The following is a 17898-nucleotide window of genomic DNA, read 5'->3' on the forward strand; positions in this document are numbered from 1 at the left end:
TCACGAGTTTTGCAGATTATTGACCTACGCTTGGGCCGCCGCATAAGGTCCGGACAAGATCCGCATCAGAACAACCCCCCGGAGCGGTCAATGAAACGTCTGACAGCGGTCGCGGCGTTGCTCAGCCTCGCGGCCGTCGCGGCATGCAGCGGCGGCGGCGGCACGAACGGGAAATCCACAGGCGGCGGTGGCGGCGTCTACACCACGGTCGACATCAACAAACCGTCGCTCGACGTCAACGCGCCGATCAATCCGTGGAACCCCAAGGGCAACGCGTTCTGGGGCTACAACGCGATGAGGATCGCCTGGGCGAAGAACACCCTCACCGACCCGAACCAGTTCTATCCGGGCATCGCGGCGAGCTGGGACATCGCGCCGGACAACTCCTCCATCACCCTGCACCTGCAGCCGGGCAACAAGTGGTCCGACGGGAAGCCCGTCACCGCCGATGACGTGAAGTTCTCCATCGCGCTGGCCTACACCCAGGGCAGCACCGCCTTCGCGGTCGACCCCGGCGCGGCCGGCGCCGCCTCGGACGTCGAAGTCGTCGACGACAAGACCATCAAGATCACCCAGGACATGAAGAACCCCAGCGTCACGTTCGTGCGCGGGGTCATGGACGCCTTCGTGGTGCCCCAGCACGTGTGGCAGAGCGTCGTCCCCGCCGACTTCTGGGACACGCTCAAGGCCGCCCGCGGCGACGGCCCGGCGGCGGAGGCGGCGCGCGGGCAGATCAAGGCGCTGTCGGAGAAGGTGCTCGCGTTCGCCCCGGCCCAGGACGTGTCGGCCGGGCCGTTCGTCCTCAAGCGGATGAACCCCGGGGAGGCGTTGCTGGTGAAGAACAAGAACTTCTACAACGCCGCCAACGTCGCGCCCGACCAGCTCAAGCTGCTCAACACCACCGGGAACGAGCAGATCTGGAACTACCTGACCTCCGGCAAGCTCGACAACGCTCCGTTCACCGCGGTGCCCGCCGACGTGATGACGCGCATCAAGGCGACGCCCGGCAACCAGGTCATCAAGGGCTACTCCCCGGTGGCCGTTGCTCTGGCGTTCAACCAGGCGAAGAAGCCGTACGACGACGTGCACGTGCGGCGCGGGCTGGCCTACCTGATCAACCGTGAGGAGGTCACGCAGATCGCCTCTCCCGAGGGCGGCACGGCGGCCGTGACCACCTCGGGCATCCACCAGAAGGCCGCCAGGGAATGGCTCGGCGCCGAGCTCGACGCGCTGGAGCCGTACAAGCTGGACCCGGCGACGGCGGACAAGGAGTTCACGGAGGCCGGTCTCCAGAAGAAGGACGGCAAGTGGACGCTGGCCGACGGCAAGCCGTGGAAGGTGACCATCCACATCCCGGCGCCGTTCTCCGACTGGGTCTCCGCGGCCAAGGCCATCACCAGCCAGCTCACCACGGCCGGCGTGGACGCCGAGGTGGTCACCACCGCCGACTACCCGCTCTATCTGTCGGAGCTCGCCGAGGGCAAGTACGACCTCGGCTTCTGGCTCATCGCGCTCGGCCCCGCGCCGTACAACATCTTCCAGCGCCTGTACGGCACCTCCAACGGCTGGAACATCCTCGGCGGCAAGGTCAAGCACTCGGCTGCCGGCAAGGACGGCAACTGGATGGGCGGCCCCGAGACGATCGACGTCGAGGGCGTCGGCGCGGTCAACCCCGGCGAGCTGACCGCCCAGCTCAACAGCGTCAGCGGCGACGAGCAGAAGGCCGTCATCGCCAAGCTCGCCAAGGCGGCCAACCAGGACCTGCCGGTGATCCAGCTCTGGGACTACGTGAACACCCAGTTCGTCAACACCAACCGCTTCACCGGCTTCCCCGAAGACGACAGCGACCTGCTGCGCCAGCCCTCCGGCGTCTGGATCCAGCTCGGCATGATCAAGAAGAAGCAGTAGTCCATGGCGGTTCTCCTCCGGCGGCTCGCGGGCCATGTGGCCCGCGGGTTCGTCATGATCCTGGTCGTCACGACGATCAGCTTCCTGATCATCAGGAGCGTGCCCGGTGACCCGCTCGCGGCCCGCTACCAGAAGCTCGTCGAGCAGGGCATGGCCCCCGACGCCGCCCAGCGCGCGGTCGAGGCGCTGTACGGCTTCACGCCGAAGGGCGGCCTCTGGGAGCAGTACCTCGATTACATGGGCGGGCTGGCCCACCTCGACCTCGGGCAGTCGCTGTCCGTGCCCGGCGCGGGCGTGTCCACCGTGCTGTTCTCGGCCGCCAAATGGACCGTGATCCCGGTGCTCGCCGGGACGCTGCTGAGCTTCCTCGTCGGCGTCGTCATGGGCGTCTATGCGGCGATCAAACGGACCGGCGTGCTGGGCGACGTCCTCGCGGTCTCCGGATCGCTGCTGCACGGTGTCCCCCAGTACGTGCTGGCGCTGCTGCTGGGGGCGATCTTCACCACGCTGGTCCCGATCCTTCCCGCCGGGGGGACGGCCGACATCATGATCGACCCCGGCTTCACCGCCGACTACATCGGCTCGCTGGTCCAGCACGCCACCCTGCCTGTCGTCACGTACGCGCTGGCCGGCTACGGCGGGTGGATCCTCGCGATGAAGTCGAGCGTGGTCACCGTGCTCGGCGACGACTTCATCCTGGCCGCCGAGCTGCGCGGAATGAAGCGGTCGATCGTCTTCCGTTACCTGGCGCGCAACGCGATCCTGCCGCTGTTCACGATCCTGGCGCTCTCGCTGGGCCTGCTCTTCGGCGGCGCGATCTTCATCGAGCGCATCTTCAACTACCCGGGCCTGGGGCTGATGCTCATCGACAGCATCAACAACCGCGACTACTCCTTGATGGGCGGGGCGTTCCTGCTCATCACGACGGCGGTCGTCGTCGCGAACATCGCCGCCGACCTCCTCTACACGGTCATCGACCCCCGGGTGCGCAGCGGAGGGGAGACGGCATGAGTGCGACCATCGTGCCGGAGGCGGAGGCGGGGGGCGCCGCGGCGGTCCGCCGCAACTTCTGGCGGGGCGTCTGGCGGGTCATGCGGCGCAAGCCGAGCCGGATGGCCGGGGCGGTCATCCTCGCGGTGTTCGCCTTCATGGGGATCTTCGGGCCGATGCTCTACCCCGACCCTCTGCCCCGCGACACGAGCGCGCTCTACGCCCCGCCGAGCCTGCGGCATCCGTTCGGCACCGACTTCGAGGGCACGGACGTGCTCGCCCTCGTCGTCACCGGCTCCCGGTACGTCCTGCTGACCGCCGTCGTGACGGCCGTCATCACGGTCGTGGTCGGCGCGGGTGTCGGGTTGTTCGCCGGGTTCCGGCGGGGGCGCTGGGACACCGTGCTCATGCGGTTCACCGACATGAAGCTCACGATCCCTGGGCTGCCGCTGCTGCTGGTGCTGTCGACGGTGTGGAAGTTCACCGGCGCCGTCGAGATGGGCCTGGTGCTCGGGCTGCTCGGCTGGGGCGGCGTGGCCCGGGCCGTGCGGTCGCAGACGCTCTCGCTGCGCGAGCGCGGCTTCATCGAGGCCGCACGGGGGCTCGGCCTGTCCACGACGCACATCGTCGGCAGGGAGCTGCTGCCCGGCATGGCTCCGTACATCGCGATGAACGCGCTCATCGCGGTGACCGGCGCGGTCTACGCGCAGGTGGGCCTGTTCTTCCTGGGTGTGCTGCCGTTCGAGGCGAACAACTGGGGCGTCATGCTCAACCTCGCCGTCTTCGGCGGCGGCGCGCTGACCACGACGGCGGCGCTGCCGTATCTGCTGGCGCCGCTGCTGGCGATCCTGCTGCTCACGCTCGGCATCGTGCTGGTCGTCGACGCCATGGACGAGATCTTCAACCCCCGGCTGCGGGAGGAGTGAGCATGGCTCCCGAGCAGAGTCCTCCCGGCGTGCGGATCCGCGGGCTGACCGTGGTCTACCGCACCCCGGCCGGCGAGCTGCCGGCGGTGTCCGGCGTCGACCTCGACCTCGCGCCCGGCACGATCACCGGCGTCGTCGGCGAGTCGGGCTCCGGCAAGTCCACGCTCGCGCTGTCGCTGCTCAACGCCGTCCAGCCGCCCGGCAGGATCGCGGCGGGCAGCGTCGAGATCGACGGCCTCGGCGACGTCGTCGCGCTCGGCGGCGAGGGGCTGCGCCGGGCTCGAGGGCGGCACGTCGGGTACGTCTTCCAGGCGGCGCAGAACTCCCTCAACCCGCTCAAGACGGTCGGCAAACAGGTGCTCGACCTGGGCCGCTCCCACGGCGTCGAGAACCCGCGCGGCCTGCTGGCGGACGCCCGCGACCTGCTCGGCCGGATGGGCCTGGACGGCGCCCGGGTGCTCGACTCCTACCAGCACGAACTGTCCGGCGGCATGCGCCAGCGGGTCGGCATCATGCTGGCCCTGGTGCTGAACGCCCGCCTCGTCGTGCTGGACGAGCCCACGACCGCCCTCGACATGATCACGCAGGCGACGATCCTGCGCATCGTCCGGGAGGTGCACGCCGAGCGCGGCCTCACCACGCTCGTCATCACCCACGACCTCGGGGTGGTCGCCGAGGTCGCCGACCGGCTCGCGGTCATGTACGGCGGGCGGGTGGCCGAGCAGGGTCCCACCCGCGAGGTGCTGGCCGAGCCGCGCCACCCGTACACGCGGGGGCTGCTCGGGGCCATCCCGCGCCTCGTCGGCGACATCGGCGAGGCGCACGCCCTGCCGGGCCGCCCGCCGACGCTGGCCGACATCCCGGCCGACGGGTGCGTGTTCCGCGAGCGCTGCCCGCTGCGCATGGACGTGTGCGAGACCGGCCGGCCGCCGGTGGTCGTCTCAGGCTCCGGATCGGCGGCCTGCCACGCCGTACGGGACGACGACGGGGACAGACCGGCCGTGGCCGCCGCGACGGGGGAGGAGCAGGCATGATCGGCGGGACCGGCATCACGAAGACGTTCCGGCAGCGCGGCGGCGTGCTCGGCGCCCGGGAGGTGCCCGCGCTGCGCGGCGTGGACTTCGCCATTCCGAAGGGCGGCGCCGTCTCGTTCATCGGCGAGTCGGGCTGCGGCAAGACCACGCTCGGCCGGATCGTCGCCGGGCTGGAGACCTGCGACTCCGGGGAGATCGTCATCGACGACGTGGCGATGTCGTCGCTGAGCCACCGGAGGCGGCAGCCGTACTTCCGCCGGGTCCAGCTCATCCACCAGGACCCGTACTCCGCGCTGAACCCGACGCGCACGATCCACCAGGCGCTGGCCGCGCCGCTCGCGCTGCGGGCGAGGCAGACCGGCCGGCCGCGCTCGTGGGCGGACGAGCGGGCCGGGGAACTGCTCGGCCTGGTCGGGCTCGACCCGGGCTACGTGCTGCCGCGCTATCCCCACCAGCTGTCCGGCGGCATGCGCCAGCGCGTGGTGATCGCCCGCGCGCTCACCGTCGATCCCGAGGTCCTGGTCGCCGACGAGGCCGTCTCCATGATCGACGTGTCGCTGCGCCTGGGCATCCTCGCGCTGCTGAAGGACCTGCGCGAGCGGCTCGGAGTGAGCGTGCTGTTCATCACGCACGACGTGGCGACGGCCCGCTACATCGGCACCGACGGCGAGCTGTACGTCATCTACCGCGGCCAGGTCGTCGAACGCGGACCGGTCGAGACCGTCATCTCGGCTCCGGTGCATCCCTACACGCAGGCGCTGCTGTCGGCCATCCCGGTGCTGCACGGCCTGGAGTCGCCGGGCGAGCAGCGGGTCGTGCCGGTGGAGGCGTCGGAGGAGCACCCGGACGGCTGCCTGTTCGCACCGCGCTGCCCCTTCAGGACCGAGCGGTGCGAACGCGAGCGGCCCGCGCTCGGCCGCGACGGCGACACGCCGCAGGAGCACGCCTGCTTCCATCCCGAGCGCCGCAGCGTGGTCGCCGTGCCGGCGAGCCGCCGGTGAGGAGTCGTTTCGGACGCGTACGGCGATCGGGGGAGGCCGGAGTTGGAAACCGACGACAGGGACAAGATGACTGACCCACTGACGGGCCTGTCCACAGAGCACGGCGAGCTCGACACCGAGCAGAGCGAGCTCGACACCGAGCAGAGCGAGCTCTACACGGAGCAGAGCGATCCGCGTTACCGCGAGATCGACCGGTTGCCGACCGAGGAGATCGCCCGCCTGATGAACGCGGCCGACGCCACGGTGCCCGGCGCGGTGGCCAGGGCCATTCCGGCCGTCTCGGCCGCCATCGACGCGATCGCCGCCCGCATGGCACGGGGCGGACGCCTGTTCTACGTGGGGGCGGGGACGTCCGGCAGGCTCGGCGTCCTCGACGCCTCGGAATGCCCGCCGACCTTCGGCACCGATCCCGAACTCGTACAGGGCGTCATCGCGGGCGGCGAGGCCGCGCTGACCCGGTCGGTCGAGGGCGCCGAGGACGACCACGACGGCGGGGCGGCGGCCGTCGCGGGCCGCGGCCTGGGCCCGCTCGACTCGCTCGTGGGGATCTCCGCCAGCGGTCGCGCGCCGTTCGTGCTCGGGGCGCTGGGCGAGGCCGCCCGCCGGGGGGCGCTGACCGTGAGCCTGTCCTGCAACCCGGGGTCGCCGCTGTCGGAGCGGGCCGAGCATCCGATCGAGGTGGTCGTCGGCCCCGAGGTGGTGGCCGGCTCGACCCGGCTCAAGGCGGGGACCGCCCAGAAGCTCGTGCTCAACATGATCTCCACGATCGCGATGATCCGGCTCGGCAGGACGTACGGGAACGCCATGATCGAGGTCTCGGCGGTGAACGAGAAGCTCGCGCACAGGGCGACACGGATCGTCGGCGACATCACCGGCGCCGGTTCGGCCGCCGCGCGGGCCGCGCTGGAGGCGGCGGACTGGAACGTCAAGGTGGCCGTGCTGATGGTCGAGCGCGACCTCGGCCCGGACGGCGCCCGTGCGCTGCTGAAGGCCAACGGCGACCGGCTGGAGGCCGCCCGCCACGCCGGAGGCGCCGCCTGACGGATGCCGGTCCTTCCCGGCCTTCCCGTAAGGAGGGGCGGCCGGGCGGGGCAGAGGGCGCTTCGAGGCGGCCGCGCCCTCGCGAGACCGGCGGAACGGATGGCTTACTGCGGGTGGGTCAGGCCGAGCGGGCGCGGCGGTGGGCGTCGCCGAGGTAGTCGGCGAGCGCGTCGCGGGTCGCGCGTAAGGCGGCGTCGGAGGTGTCGAACGTGCGCTGCGCGACGCCGACGAAGACGCAGTCGACGATGAGCAACTGGCTGATCCGGCTGGCCAGCGCGCCCGGCCGGAACGCCGTCTCGCGCCCGGCGGAGACCAGGACGTGGTCGGCGAGCCCGGCCAGCGACGAGCGCGGGTTGTTCGTGATGGCCACGAGGGTCGCGCCGGCCTTGCGGGCGACCCGCGCCGGGCCGAGCACGTCGGGCGTCTCGCCGGTGCAGCTCACCCCGACGGCGACGTCTCCTTCGCGGAGCAGCGCGGAGCTGGTGAGCGCGAGGTGCGCGTCGGTGAAGTAGTGGCCGGGCAGCCCGATCCGCATCAGCTTCTGCGCCATGTCGGCCGCGACGAGGCCGGAGGCGCCCACGCCGTACACGTCCACGCGGCGGGCGCCGGCGACGGCGTCCACCACCGCGCCGAGCCCGTCGGGGTTGAGCTGGGCCGCCGTGTCGGCGAGCGCCTGCGACTCGGCCCGGGTGACTTTGGCGATCACGTCGGTCAGGGGGTCGTCCGGGGCGAGGTCGCCGGGCACGAGCCGCTCGGGGGTGTCCCTGGCCACGGCCGCCGCCAGGGCGAACCGCAGCTGGGAGTAGCCGGCGAACCCCAGCGCCCGCGCGGTCCGCACGATCGTCGCCTCGCTGATCCCCGAGACCGCGCTGATCTCCGTGATGGTGCTGCGGGCCACCATGGCGGGGTCGTCGAGGATGAGGCGCGCGATGGTCTGGGCGGCGGGGGTGAGCGAGGGCAGCACCGCACGCACCGTCGCGATCGGGTTGACCGGTGCGGCGCCCTCGTTCTCGTTCATCACCTGCAGCCTCTCCTGTGCGCGATCAGCTTAGATCCATGCGCCCGCCGGTGCGGGACAAAGGACCAGAAGTCCACATGTCGAGATATATGCGGCGTGACCTGGACGCCCGCCGTCGTCTCCCATGAGGACCTCTTGGGGCAGATTACACGTCAATGATACTTTCTTTTATCCGCATTGATCTGAAAGTAAGTTTCTGCCAGTGTCGTGATCGCCGCATCCCCCCGGCCTTCGGAGGTCCGATTGAGCTCCCCCTCCCGGCGTGCCGTGCTGCGCGGCCTGGCCCTCGCCGCCGCGGCGTCGGCCGTCCCGCTGCCGGCTCTCGCCGCATCCCCCGCTTCCGCCTTCTCCGCCTCTCCCGCCGGGTACGTCCCGCCGCTGCGCCAGATGCGCGGCATGTGGATCGCCTCGGTCGTCAACATCAACTGGCCGTCACGGACCGGACTGACGCCCGAGCAGCAGCGGGCCGAGTTCACGGCCTGGCTCGACCTGGCCGTGGCGCGCCGGCTCAACTCCGTGTTCGTGCAGATCAGGCCGACCGCCGATGCCTTCTGGCCGTCGCCGTACGAGCCGTGGTCGCAGTATCTGACCGGGGTCCAGGGGCAGGACCCGGGCTACGACCCGCTGGGCTTCGCCGTCGAGGCGGCCCACCGGAGGGGCCTGGCGTTCCACGCCTGGTTCAACCCCTACCGCGTGTCGATGCAGGCGGACCCGGCCAAGCTGCACCCCGACCACCCCGGCCGCCGCCATCCCGAGTGGATCGTCCCGTACGGCGGGAAGCTCTACTACAACCCCGGCATCCCCGAGGTCCGGGCGTTCGTGCAGGACGCGATGATGGACGCCGTCACCCGATACGACATCGACGGCGTGCACTTCGACGACTACTTCTACCCGGTCAACACGACGGCGTTCGACGACAGCGCGGCCTACGCGGCGTACGGCGCGGGCTTCCCCGACCTGGCCGCCTGGCGGCGCGACAACGTCGACCTGCTGGTCCGGGAGATGCAGCAGCGCGTACGGCAGGCCAAGCCCGAGGTGATCTGGGGCATCGGCCCGTCGGGCATCTGGCGCAACAAGGCCACCGACCCCCTCGGCTCCGACACCAGCGGCGGCCAGTCGTACGACAACCTGCACGCCGACACCCGCGGCTGGGTGAAGAAGGGCTGGCTCGACTACGTCGCGCCGCAGCTCTACTGGTACATCGGCCAGTCGAACGCCGACTACGCCAAGCTCGTCCCCTGGTGGTCCGACGTGGCCGCCGGCACCGGGGTGCAGTTGTGGATCGGCCAGGCGGCGTACAAGGCGGGGGCGGCCGGGCAGCCCGCCGAGTGGTCCCAGCCGGACGAGCTGTCCCGGCACCTCACGCTCAACCGCGACCATCCGGAGGTCGGCGGAGACATCTGGTACAACGCGGCCGACGTCCGCGACGACCGGCTCGGGTCGATCGGCGCGGTCGTGAGCGGGCACTACACGCGTCCGGCGCTCGCGCCGCTGCTGCCCAGGCTCGCGGGCGGCGAGCCGCCGCGTCGCCCTGTGCTCGCCTCGGCCCGGCGCGTGAGCGGGGGCGTGGAGCTGCACGTCGAGGCCACGGGACCGCGCGCCCCGTTCCGGTTCGCCGTCTTCCGGTTCGACCGGCCAGCCCGCCGGCAGGACTTCACCGACGCGGCGCACCTGGTCGCGGTCGTCCCGGCGGGCAGGCACGTCCGCTGGATCGACCCGGACGGTGCGCCCGGCCACCGCTACCACGTCACGGCGGTCGACCGGGCGTCCCGGCAGAGCGAGCCGAGCCACGAACGCAGGGCGCGTTGAGCAGGCGCGTTGAGCAGGCGCGTTGAGCAGGGTCCACTAAGAGCACTGAGCGCAGGGCCGGATAGTCCTCCGGCCGGGCGGGACGCCGTAGCGCACCGGCGTCCCACCCGGCCGGCCCGCACGGTCAGGCGGTGCGGGCCGTGGCGTACGGCGTCAGCGGGCGGGGGCGAGCTCGGCGAGACAGGCGTTGAGCGCCTTCCACGCCTGCCATGCCCGCGTCACCCCGAACTGCGCGTTGAAGCGCAGCACGGCCCGCACGTCCTCATGCGACGCGCCGCCCCCGAGGGCGCGGCCCACGTGGATGCGGAACGTCTCGTCCAGCGTCTGGTAGTGCACGTCGATGCTCATCGTCGTGAACGCCCGCTCGCGGACGCTCAACGTGCCCGGGCCCTGGACGCCCCGCATCCGCGACTGAAGGTCGAAGTACTCCAGGAAGTACGCGTCGAGCTCGGCCAGCTCGGCCCGCACCGGCGCGGGCAGCGGGGTCGGCGCCGCGCCGGGACCGGTCTCCAGCAGTTCCCGGGGCAGCGGTTCGGCGTCCGGGCGGGGCAGCCCGGCGGCGGCCTCGATCTCGGCGAGCCGCTCCAGCGCGGCCAGCGCCGCGACATACCCGCTGTCGTAGGAGATCAGGCGCAGCAGCGCCCGTATGTCGGCGGTCGACACGCCGCGCTGCAGGCCCGCGCGGACGTGCATCTCGAACGGGAACCCGAGGGCCGGCTGGCAGACGTCCGCCACCAGGGCCAGGAACACCTTCTCGCGGTCGGTCAGCTCGGGCACCGCCCAGCAGTGTCCGACGCTGGCGGCCGCCATCTGGGCGAACACCGGGTCCATCTCGTTGATCGTGTCGAAGTCCGTTGAAGCGTGGACGGTCACAGGAATCGCTCCTTTGGTGAACGGGTGTAGCGCTACGACTGTAGCGCGATTGCCGTTCTCGTACAATGGGCCGGTCATGGAAGCCACCACGCCCCCGACTCCCGCCGCCCGCCGCCGTCCGAACGCGCGAGGGCAGGGCGAGCGGCTGCGCGAAGAGATCGTCGCGGCGGCCATGCGCATGCTCGACGACCTGGCCGACGACGAGGCGCTGTCGCTACGGGCCGTGGCGCGCGAGGTGTCGATCGCCGCCACCTCGGTCTATCTGCACTTTCCCGACCGTGACGCGCTCGTGCTCGCGGTGCTGCGGCGTTGTCACGAGGAACTGGTGCGGACCGGCGACGAGGCGGACGCGGCGCAGGAGGACCCCGGGGAGCGGCTGCGGGCGCGCATCCTCGCGCAGGCCGCCTGGGCGCATGAGCATCCGGGCCTTTACAAGGTGCTGCACGAGAGCGCGGTCCACCGCCGGCTCGGCATGCCGTTCAAGGAGGTGCTGGTCGCCAGGACCACGGAGGCGGTCCAGCGCTGCATGGACGCCGGGGTCGCCCCGCGCGACGACGCGACGACGGTCGCGATCGACCTGCGCACGGCGGTGAACGGCATGCTGTCTCAGCGGATCAACGAGCCCGACCTGCCCTGGCCGCCGGCGGAGGAGCAGATCGACCGTTTCCTCATCAAGCTCGTCGGCCTCCCGCCGAGAGCCGGCTGAACAATCCTTGCGGGGCAGGTGTGCGCGTACTCGGGCTGATGTCGGGGACCTCCCACGACGGGATCGACTGCGCGCTCGTCCACTGGACGCGGGACGGCGACCTGCTCACCGGTGTCGTGGAGCACACCGGCACGGTGCCCTACCCGCCTGACCTGCGGGCCGCGATCGTGGCCGCGCTGCCGCCGAACCGTACGGACATGGGCGAGGTCTGCCGCCTCGACACACTCGTGGGCCGGGCGTTCGCCGAGGCGGCGGCGACCTGCCCGGCCGCCGACCTCGTCTGCTCGCACGGGCAGACGATGTACCACTGGGTGGAGGACGGGCGCGTGCGCGGGACGCTCCAACTCGGGCAGCCCGCCTGGATCGCCGAACGGCTCGGCGTGCCGGTCGTGTCGGACCTTCGGGTGCGCGACGTGGCCGCGGGCGGCCAGGGCGCGCCGCTCGTGTCCGCCTTCGACCTGCCGTTGCTGTCCGGGCTGCCCGCCTCCGCGGGCCGGGCCGGCGCGCTGAACCTCGGCGGAATCGCCAACCTCACCGTGTGGGAGCCCCCGCTCGCCTACGACACCGGCCCGGCCTCGGCGCTGACGGACGCGGCCGTACGCGCCGCCACCGGCATGCCGTACGACGAGGACGGCAGGCTGGCCGCGGCGGGGAAGGTCCACGAGGGCCTGCTGGCCGAGTTGCTCACCGAGCCGTACTATCACCGGCCGCCGCCCAAGACGACGGGCAAGGAACTGTTCCACGCGGGCTACCTGGACCGGGTCGCCGGGCCGTACGCGCTGGGCCTGCCGGACCTGGTGGCGACGCTCACTGCGCTCACCGCCGAGACGGTCGCGGCGGAGATCCGGCGGCACGGGCTCGGCACGGTCGTCGTCTCCGGTGGCGGCGTGCGCAACCCGGCCCTGATGAGCGCGCTGCGCGAGCGGGCCCGAGGCGTGCGGCTGCTGCCGAGCGACGACCTCGGCGTGCCCTCGGGCGCCAAGGAGGCCGTCGCGTTCTCCTACCTCGGCTGGCTGACCGCGCACGGCCTGCCCGGCACGGTGCCCGCCTGCACCGGCGCGGCCGGATCGCGGGTGCTCGGCACCATCACCCCGGGCCGCGGGCCGCTGCGACTCCCGGAACCGCTCGTCGCGCCGCCCCGCCGCCTTCGCGTGAGCGCCGTCGCGCCCGGGTGAGGCGCTGGAAGCCCTGGTCAGCCGCCAGTTTGGCCGAGAAGCTTGGAGCGGTGCGTCTCCGCCCACCTCCTGAAGCCGGTCAGGGCGACGCCGTAGGAGGCGAGCGCGTCGATCGGGGCGTGATAGCCCACCTCGTTGAGCCATTCCTCGCCGCGGACGACCGCCGGTGGACGACCCGCGGCGACGGCCTGCGAGGGGGTGAGCGAGACCGCCCTGACGGTCCGCCGCGTGACGGCGCCGATTATGGCGGCCACCTCGTGCATGGTCAGCGCCTCGGCGGCCAGTTCGACGCTCTGTCCGGAGAAGCGGCCGGGCCGTTCGAGCGCCGCGACGGCGAAGGCCGCGATGTCGTCGGCGCTGATCATCTGCACTCTGACATGCCGCCCGACGGCGGTGACGATCTCGCCCCGGGCCAGTTCGGGGAACATCAGCGGGGCCTTGGGCGGAAGGAGGTTCTCCATGAGGAATGACGGCTTGAGGATGGTGTAGGCGGGCAGGCCGCCGTCGCGAACGGCTTCCTCGATCCGGCGCTTGGTCTCCCAGTACTCCTCGTTCCAGTGGCCGCTGCCCCAGCGTGGCATGCGGGGGAGATCGCCGGTGCCGGCCACAGAGGTCTGGACGAAGTGCCGGACGCCGGAGCGCTCGGCCGCCTCGATGAGGAGGGTGGCGTTTCTCAGCTCGGCGGTGTCGTCTCCGGGATCGCGGAGAGGCACCGCGAACACGGCGGTCGCACCGTCGAGAGCGGCTTCGACCGCGGCCGGGTCGCCGAGGTCGCCGACAACCACCTCGGCGCCCAACTCGGCCAGGTGGCGGGCGCGGGCGGGTTCGCGGGTCAGGGCGCGGACCCGGTGGCCGCGGCTCGACAGGCCGCGCACCGCGGCCGATCCCTGGGTGCCGGTCGCTCCGACGACCAGGACCGAGTGCCGTCTGTCGTCCATGACCTGACCTTCCTGTCCACCTCGTTGTGCGGCCGCTCACGCGGCCGGTAGGGGCGCCGACCCGGCAGGCCGAAAACCGGACCATGCGGTCACGTTAGAGCCTGACATAACCGGACCGCACGGTCAACTTGTGCTAGGGTCCCCGGAGAGAACCGTTGGGAGGCGAGGCGACACGTGCCGACCCCATCGCAGACGCGCCGCCTGCGAGCGGACGCCGTCCGCAACCGTCAGTCGTTGCTCGACGCCGCGCGTGAGGCGTTCGCCGAACACGGCATGGAGGTGTCGATCTCCGAGATCGCGCGGCGCGCGGGCATCGGGAAGGGCACGGTCTTCCGCCACTTCGCGACCAAGGAGTCGCTGGCGGCCGCGATCGTGTCCGACCGGCTCGACGAGCTCGCGGTCACGGGGCGCACGCTGCTGGAGGCGGCGGACCCGGAGGCGGCCCTGCTGGCGTTCATGACGGCGGGGGTGGAGCTGCACGTGAGCGACCGTTCCTTCTGCCAGGCGGCGACCACGGACGTCCGGAGGGATCCGGTGGTCCGCGCCGCCGCCGACCGCCTGTCCGGGGTCGCGGAGGCGCTCACCGACCGAGCCAGAAGGAAGGGTGTCATCCGCGGCGACATCACCGGGGAGGACGTGATCCGGATGCTGACGGCGGCCTGCCAGGCCGCCGCGCCGGACGAGGACGTCACGGGGGCCTGGCGCCGATACCTTCACCTGATCTTCGACGGCTTGCGATCCGAGGGAGCGCGCCCCCTGCCACCGGCGGCCTGAGAGACGGCGCTTGACCCTGACACGGTGTGAGGCGCTGGAATCGGCCACATCATGTTCACCATCGGAGACTTCGCCAGGCACGGCCGCGTGTCGGTCCGCATGCTGCGCCACTACGACGCGATCGGGCTGCTCCGCCCGGCCCGCGTCGATCCCGCGAACGGCTACCGCTTCTACGAGGCGGTCCAGCTTGCCCGCCTCAACCGGATCACCGCGCTCAAGGACCTGGGCTTCACGCTCAGACAGGTGCGGGGAGTCCTGGACGAGCAGGTGAGCGCCGAGGAACTGCGCGGGATGCTGCGGCTGCGGCAGGCGGAGCTGGAGGCGGCGATGGCCGCCGCGGCGGCCCGGCTGGCCCAGGTCGAGGCGAGGCTCCGGACGATCGAGAGTGAGGGACACATGAACACCGACGACGTGGTGGTCAAGCGCATCCCAGCCGTCCGGGTGGCGGAACTCAGCGGCGTGGCGCGCAGCTACGAACCCGAGGACATCGGCCCGGTCGTGAGCCCGCTGTTCCAGGAGCTGTGCCGCAGGCTGGACGAGGCCGCGGTGACCCCGGTGGGACCGGCGATCGCCTATTACGAGGACGCCCCCGGCGGCGAGGGGATCCTCGCGCACGTGGCGATGCCGGTCGCGGTCGCGCCTGAGGACGGTCACGACTTCGCGGTCGTGGACCTGCCCGCGATCGAGCAGGCGGCCACCATCGTGCATCGCGGCCCGATGGACGACGTCCTCCCGGCCGCGCAGACGCTGGCCCGGTGGATCGCCGACGGCGGCCACCGCTCCGCCGGGTACGCCAGGGAGCTCTACCTGGAGGCCGGGGAGGATCCCGCCCGTTGGGTCACCGAACTCCAGGAGCCGCTCGCCGGCTAAGGGCGGATCTGCCGGGTGATGCTCGGCTCGGTGATCTCCGTGTCCCGGGACAGCAGCATCGCCTTGCTGAGGATGACCGCGAGCACCCGGTCGCCTTCGAACGGGAGGAACACCTGGCCCGCCCCGGCCTCGGGGGCCTGCTTGGGGACGATGCACAGATACTGGTCGTTCGGGGTCATCAGGATGTTGCCGGAGCCAAGGTGGATCTTGTATGTCCTGATGTCTCCGCGGACGTGTAGGAAGCGTCCCTCCAGGGTGCAACGATCGGCGATCGCCAGCCGGGGCACCAGCCGGGCCAGCAGGTCGCGGCGGGTCCGGGCGGTGCCGGACAGCTCCCCGAAGCTGTAGGAGGTCCAGTATTCGCGGAAGCGGCCGTCCGGTCCGCCGTCCTGCCAAGTCGGGTCGTTGCCGACGCTGGAGACGCCGACGAACAGGTCGACGTCCCGCATGATCTCGCTGAACACCAGCGGCGGCACCTGGTTCAGGGGAATCGGCCACACGGGATCCGCCCCGCTCCGCAGCCATTGCTCGTACCCGCCGCTGTAGGCGTGGGCGAGGTTCTCCGGCGCCCCGAGGGGATAGAACCGGACCTGGTCGGTCGACAGGCGCAGGTAGGCGCCCGAGTCGAGGGTGTCGGCGCCGTAGTCGTCCCCGACACCCTCGATCCAGAACTCGGCGCGTAGGCCCCACCGCGGCAGCTCCCGAGTGGCTGGAGGGTAGCTGTCGTCGACCATCAGCCGCAGCTTGTCGTGCCACCCGCGCGCCGCGGCCAGCGCGTGGAACTGGTGCTGACGCAGGATGTGCGCCGCATATCTGTTGGAGTAGAAGCGCGTGTTCTCCTCGGCGGCCGTGAGCAGGTAGACCTCGCGGTGGGCCTGCTTGAACGGCTGGGTGATCCCGTGCCGCTCCAGCCAGTCACGCCACGCGAGCACCTCCTCCACGTCCCGGCCGATCGGATGCCACAGGCGCACGACCGCGTCCTCGGTGGGGGTGAGGGGCGCGTCGTCGACGCGGCGTAACGTGCCGTCCGCGTACGCGCAGGGCACGTCGCCGACCAGCCAGATCAGCCGCCTGCCGAGCGTGCCGACCAGCGGGTGGTCGAGATAACGCTCCCGCCAGGTCGCGTACGGCCACGAGCGCTGCGCGAGGAACAGCTGGTCGAGCCGTTCGGCCTGGGCCGGCAGCATCTTGTCGATGTCCTTCGCCGACGTCTTCATCTCGGCCAGCGCCGCGGCGTGGTCGCGGCGCACGCTCGCCGGAGGAGCCTTGACCTCGCGGCCTGCGGCGTTCCTCCACACCATGGACGTACGGGTGCCGGTCACGCGCAGTTCCGCGGCGGCGTCGCCGATCACCCGGCTACCGCGGCCGACCTCGGTCAGCCCGTACGTCGGGACGGCCAGCTCCTCGACCTCGTCGCGGGACAGCCCGAGCGTGGCGGCCCGCGCGTCGAGGGCGGTGCCGAGCACCTTCAGCGTGCCCTTGTAGGTGACGCGGGCCGACAGCCGGGCCAACTGAGCCGGCGCCGCCTCGCCGTCCATCCGAGACAACGCGTACACGGCGGCGTTGGCCAGCATGGGGTTGCGTGGACCGATGCCGGGGACCTTGCGCAGGGCCGTCTCGACCAGGTTCCCCAGCAGCCGCGCGCCCTCCGGCCGTGAGGGGAGGAAGGCCAGCATCCAGGCCAGGCCGCGGACGCCACGAGCGTTGTACGGATCGAACTCCGCGTCGTCCAGATACATCACGGGCATCGTGCGAGGCGAGCCCACCAGGGCGAGCCACCCACTGATCGTGTCCCGCGCCCGGTCGTGCCCCACCGCGTCGAGAAGCCGCCGGGCCTGTTTCTCCCACCTGGTCGACGGCTTGGCCGAGGTGGCGGTCACCGCGTGTGCCACCAACGCGTCCCATTCCCCGCCCAGAGCGGGGAGATCGGCGAGCACCCGATCGGCCCACTCCTCGCCCGGGTTGAGCGCCGGGTAGCCCGGGAGGGTGAGGATCTCATCGAGGCGGTCCCTCCCGTACGCGTTGTGGGCCGTACGCCGCATCACTCCGACCATCGCCGGGGGCAGCGTGCGGCCCGCGCCCAGCCATGCGTCGGCGAGGCGGATGAGAAGGGTGTGGGCGTAGTAGGTGCCGAAGCCCGCGGCCCGGGCGAGCAGAGTCTCGACCGCGTCGAGGTGCCGGTCGAGCGGCAGGCCGTCGAGGATGATCTCCGCGACGGAGTCCGGGATCCAGCTGTCGGCGGACCGCACGACCGTGAGCGCGACCTGAATCCTGAATTCCTCAGACGAAGAGTCGAGGATGCCTGTGATGAGGCTCCAGTCCCGGACCTGCGGGTCGTGTGTCTCGGCCAGCCGTAGCAGTTCGGCCGCCAACGTCTCAGAGTCTCCGGCCTCCACGAGTTCGCGCACCCGCACCGCCGTGTTCGTGAGCCCGAGCATCAGCCACCGACCAGGGGCACGAGCTTCAGGAAGGTGATCTCGGTGCTCATCCGCAGGGTGACCTCGGCGTCCAGGTCCTGCACCTGCCGGTCGTCGATGAGGACGAGGAACCCGTTGCGGCCGAACGCCTCCACGGCCCTGGCGAACTGCTCCTCCACGTCCACCCGCCTCGGAGCGCGCACCGGGTGGCCGTTCAGCGTCCGCTCGGTGTCGCCCGGCTGGACCGGCCCGCGGAAGATCTCCGGACGGGTCGCGTCGTGCTCGGCGACCTCCTGGAGGATGCGCTGCCGGATGATCTCGCGCAGCGTGGTCCGCTCTTCGGAGATCTCCAGATGCCGGGCTTCACGCCGCTCGCCGGACGTCGTCTCGTCGACGAAGCTCACTCTCACCATGGTCG

At 71.6% G+C, this 17898-nt stretch carries 16 protein-coding genes; 11 read left to right on the forward strand and 5 right to left on the reverse strand.

Annotation, left to right across the window (positions count from 1 at the left end):
* Positions 1–90: 90 nt before the first annotated feature.
* The 6 genes from HHX35_RS11995 (at position 91) to murQ (ending at position 6900) form a co-directional block, all read left to right on the forward strand.
* Positions 91–1908: an ABC transporter substrate-binding protein gene (locus HHX35_RS11995; RefSeq protein ID WP_182898879.1), complete on the forward strand. Its 1818-nt coding sequence runs from the start codon at positions 91–93 to the stop codon at positions 1906–1908.
* Positions 1909–1911: 3 nt separating this feature from the next.
* Positions 1912–2919: an ABC transporter permease gene (locus HHX35_RS12000; RefSeq protein WP_182898880.1), complete on the forward strand. Its 1008-nt coding sequence runs from the start codon at positions 1912–1914 to the stop codon at positions 2917–2919.
* Complete coding sequence (locus HHX35_RS12005) at positions 2916–3824, forward strand: ABC transporter permease (protein WP_139578572.1); 909 nt, start codon at positions 2916–2918, stop codon at positions 3822–3824. The genes HHX35_RS12000 and HHX35_RS12005 overlap by 4 nt, the downstream gene beginning before the upstream one ends.
* 2 nt (positions 3825–3826) lie before the next feature.
* Positions 3827–4858: an ABC transporter ATP-binding protein gene (locus tag HHX35_RS12010; protein ID WP_182898881.1), complete on the forward strand. Its 1032-nt coding sequence runs from the start codon at positions 3827–3829 to the stop codon at positions 4856–4858.
* A complete protein-coding gene (locus HHX35_RS12015; protein ID WP_182898882.1) occupies positions 4855–5859 on the forward strand; it encodes an ABC transporter ATP-binding protein in 1005 nt (334 codons plus the stop codon). The genes HHX35_RS12010 and HHX35_RS12015 overlap by 4 nt, the downstream gene beginning before the upstream one ends.
* Positions 5860–5925: 66 nt before the next feature.
* On the forward strand, positions 5926–6900 hold the full coding sequence (murQ, locus tag HHX35_RS12020; RefSeq protein WP_182898883.1) for an N-acetylmuramic acid 6-phosphate etherase: 975 nt from the start codon (positions 5926–5928) through the stop codon (positions 6898–6900).
* Between the two features lie 118 nt (positions 6901–7018).
* On the opposite strand, the gene HHX35_RS12025 is transcribed toward murQ, so the two are convergent.
* On the reverse strand, positions 7019–7918 hold the full coding sequence (locus tag HHX35_RS12025) for a MurR/RpiR family transcriptional regulator (RefSeq protein WP_182898884.1): 900 nt from the start codon (positions 7916–7918) through the stop codon (positions 7019–7021).
* A gap of 243 nt (positions 7919–8161) precedes the next feature.
* Between HHX35_RS12025 and HHX35_RS12030 the strand changes: the two genes are divergently transcribed.
* Positions 8162–9727 carry a glycoside hydrolase family 10 protein gene (locus tag HHX35_RS12030; protein ID WP_182898885.1) on the forward strand — a complete coding sequence of 522 codons (1566 nt, stop codon included), beginning with the start codon at positions 8162–8164 and terminating at the stop codon, positions 9725–9727.
* A gap of 153 nt (positions 9728–9880) precedes the next feature.
* On the opposite strand, the gene HHX35_RS12035 is transcribed toward HHX35_RS12030, so the two are convergent.
* Positions 9881–10600: a carboxymuconolactone decarboxylase family protein gene (locus tag HHX35_RS12035; protein ID WP_310739038.1), complete on the reverse strand. Its 720-nt coding sequence runs from the start codon at positions 10598–10600 to the stop codon at positions 9881–9883.
* 76 nt (positions 10601–10676) lie between these two features.
* On the opposite strand from HHX35_RS12035, the gene HHX35_RS12040 reads away from it, so the two are divergent.
* Complete coding sequence (locus tag HHX35_RS12040; protein WP_182898886.1) at positions 10677–11306, forward strand: TetR/AcrR family transcriptional regulator; 630 nt, start codon at positions 10677–10679, stop codon at positions 11304–11306.
* Between the two features lie 20 nt (positions 11307–11326).
* Positions 11327–12481 (forward strand): anhydro-N-acetylmuramic acid kinase, encoded by a 1155-nt coding sequence (locus HHX35_RS12045; protein ID WP_182898887.1) that lies wholly within the window; start codon positions 11327–11329, stop codon positions 12479–12481.
* Between the two features lie 17 nt (positions 12482–12498).
* Here HHX35_RS12045 and HHX35_RS12050 read toward each other — a convergent pair whose 3' ends face one another.
* Positions 12499–13419 (reverse strand): NmrA/HSCARG family protein, encoded by a 921-nt coding sequence (locus HHX35_RS12050; protein WP_182898888.1) that lies wholly within the window; start codon positions 13417–13419, stop codon positions 12499–12501.
* A 174-nt stretch (positions 13420–13593) separates the two neighbouring features.
* Between HHX35_RS12050 and HHX35_RS12055 the strand changes: the two genes are divergently transcribed.
* Positions 13594–14193: a helix-turn-helix domain-containing protein gene (locus HHX35_RS12055; RefSeq protein ID WP_310739039.1), complete on the forward strand. Its 600-nt coding sequence runs from the start codon at positions 13594–13596 to the stop codon at positions 14191–14193.
* A gap of 51 nt (positions 14194–14244) precedes the next feature.
* Complete coding sequence (locus HHX35_RS12060) at positions 14245–15063, forward strand: MerR family transcriptional regulator (protein WP_182898889.1); 819 nt, start codon at positions 14245–14247, stop codon at positions 15061–15063.
* On the opposite strand, the gene HHX35_RS12065 is transcribed toward HHX35_RS12060, so the two are convergent.
* Positions 15060–17501: a DUF4132 domain-containing protein gene (locus tag HHX35_RS12065; RefSeq protein WP_182898890.1), complete on the reverse strand. Its 2442-nt coding sequence runs from the start codon at positions 17499–17501 to the stop codon at positions 15060–15062. The two genes, HHX35_RS12060 and HHX35_RS12065, sit on opposite strands and share 4 nt — an antisense overlap.
* Complete coding sequence (locus tag HHX35_RS12070; protein WP_182898891.1) at positions 17501–17893, reverse strand: hypothetical protein; 393 nt, start codon at positions 17891–17893, stop codon at positions 17501–17503. The genes HHX35_RS12065 and HHX35_RS12070 overlap by 1 nt, the downstream gene beginning before the upstream one ends.
* Between the last annotated feature and the right edge of the window lie 5 nt (positions 17894–17898).

The sequence above is a fragment of the Microbispora sp. H10830 genome, from assembly GCF_014161375.1.
Taxonomy (GTDB): Bacteria; Actinomycetota; Actinomycetes; order Streptosporangiales; family Streptosporangiaceae; genus Microbispora; species Microbispora catharanthi.

What these genes read in the sequence shown, in the direction of transcription:
- HHX35_RS12025 (WP_182898884.1), bottom strand. Translation starts at nt 7,918, where the DNA reads ATGAACGAGAACGAGGGCGCCGCACCGGTCAACCCGATCGCGACGGTG.
- HHX35_RS12005 (WP_139578572.1), top strand. Translation starts at nt 2,916, where the DNA reads ATGAGTGCGACCATCGTGCCGGAGGCGGAGGCGGGGGGCGCCGCGGCG.
- HHX35_RS12000 (WP_182898880.1), top strand. Translation starts at nt 1,912, where the DNA reads ATGGCGGTTCTCCTCCGGCGGCTCGCGGGCCATGTGGCCCGCGGGTTC.
- HHX35_RS12070 (WP_182898891.1), bottom strand. Translation starts at nt 17,893, where the DNA reads ATGGTGAGAGTGAGCTTCGTCGACGAGACGACGTCCGGCGAGCGGCGT.
- HHX35_RS12015 (WP_182898882.1), top strand. Translation starts at nt 4,855, where the DNA reads ATGATCGGCGGGACCGGCATCACGAAGACGTTCCGGCAGCGCGGCGGC.
- HHX35_RS12050 (WP_182898888.1), bottom strand. Translation starts at nt 13,419, where the DNA reads ATGGACGACAGACGGCACTCGGTCCTGGTCGTCGGAGCGACCGGCACC.
- HHX35_RS12010 (WP_182898881.1), top strand. Translation starts at nt 3,827, where the DNA reads ATGGCTCCCGAGCAGAGTCCTCCCGGCGTGCGGATCCGCGGGCTGACC.
- HHX35_RS12065 (WP_182898890.1), bottom strand. Translation starts at nt 17,501, where the DNA reads ATGCTCGGGCTCACGAACACGGCGGTGCGGGTGCGCGAACTCGTGGAG.
- HHX35_RS11995 (WP_182898879.1), top strand. Translation starts at nt 91, where the DNA reads ATGAAACGTCTGACAGCGGTCGCGGCGTTGCTCAGCCTCGCGGCCGTC.
- murQ (WP_182898883.1), top strand. Translation starts at nt 5,926, where the DNA reads ATGACTGACCCACTGACGGGCCTGTCCACAGAGCACGGCGAGCTCGAC.
- HHX35_RS12040 (WP_182898886.1), top strand. Translation starts at nt 10,677, where the DNA reads ATGGAAGCCACCACGCCCCCGACTCCCGCCGCCCGCCGCCGTCCGAAC.
- HHX35_RS12060 (WP_182898889.1), top strand. Translation starts at nt 14,245, where the DNA reads ATGTTCACCATCGGAGACTTCGCCAGGCACGGCCGCGTGTCGGTCCGC.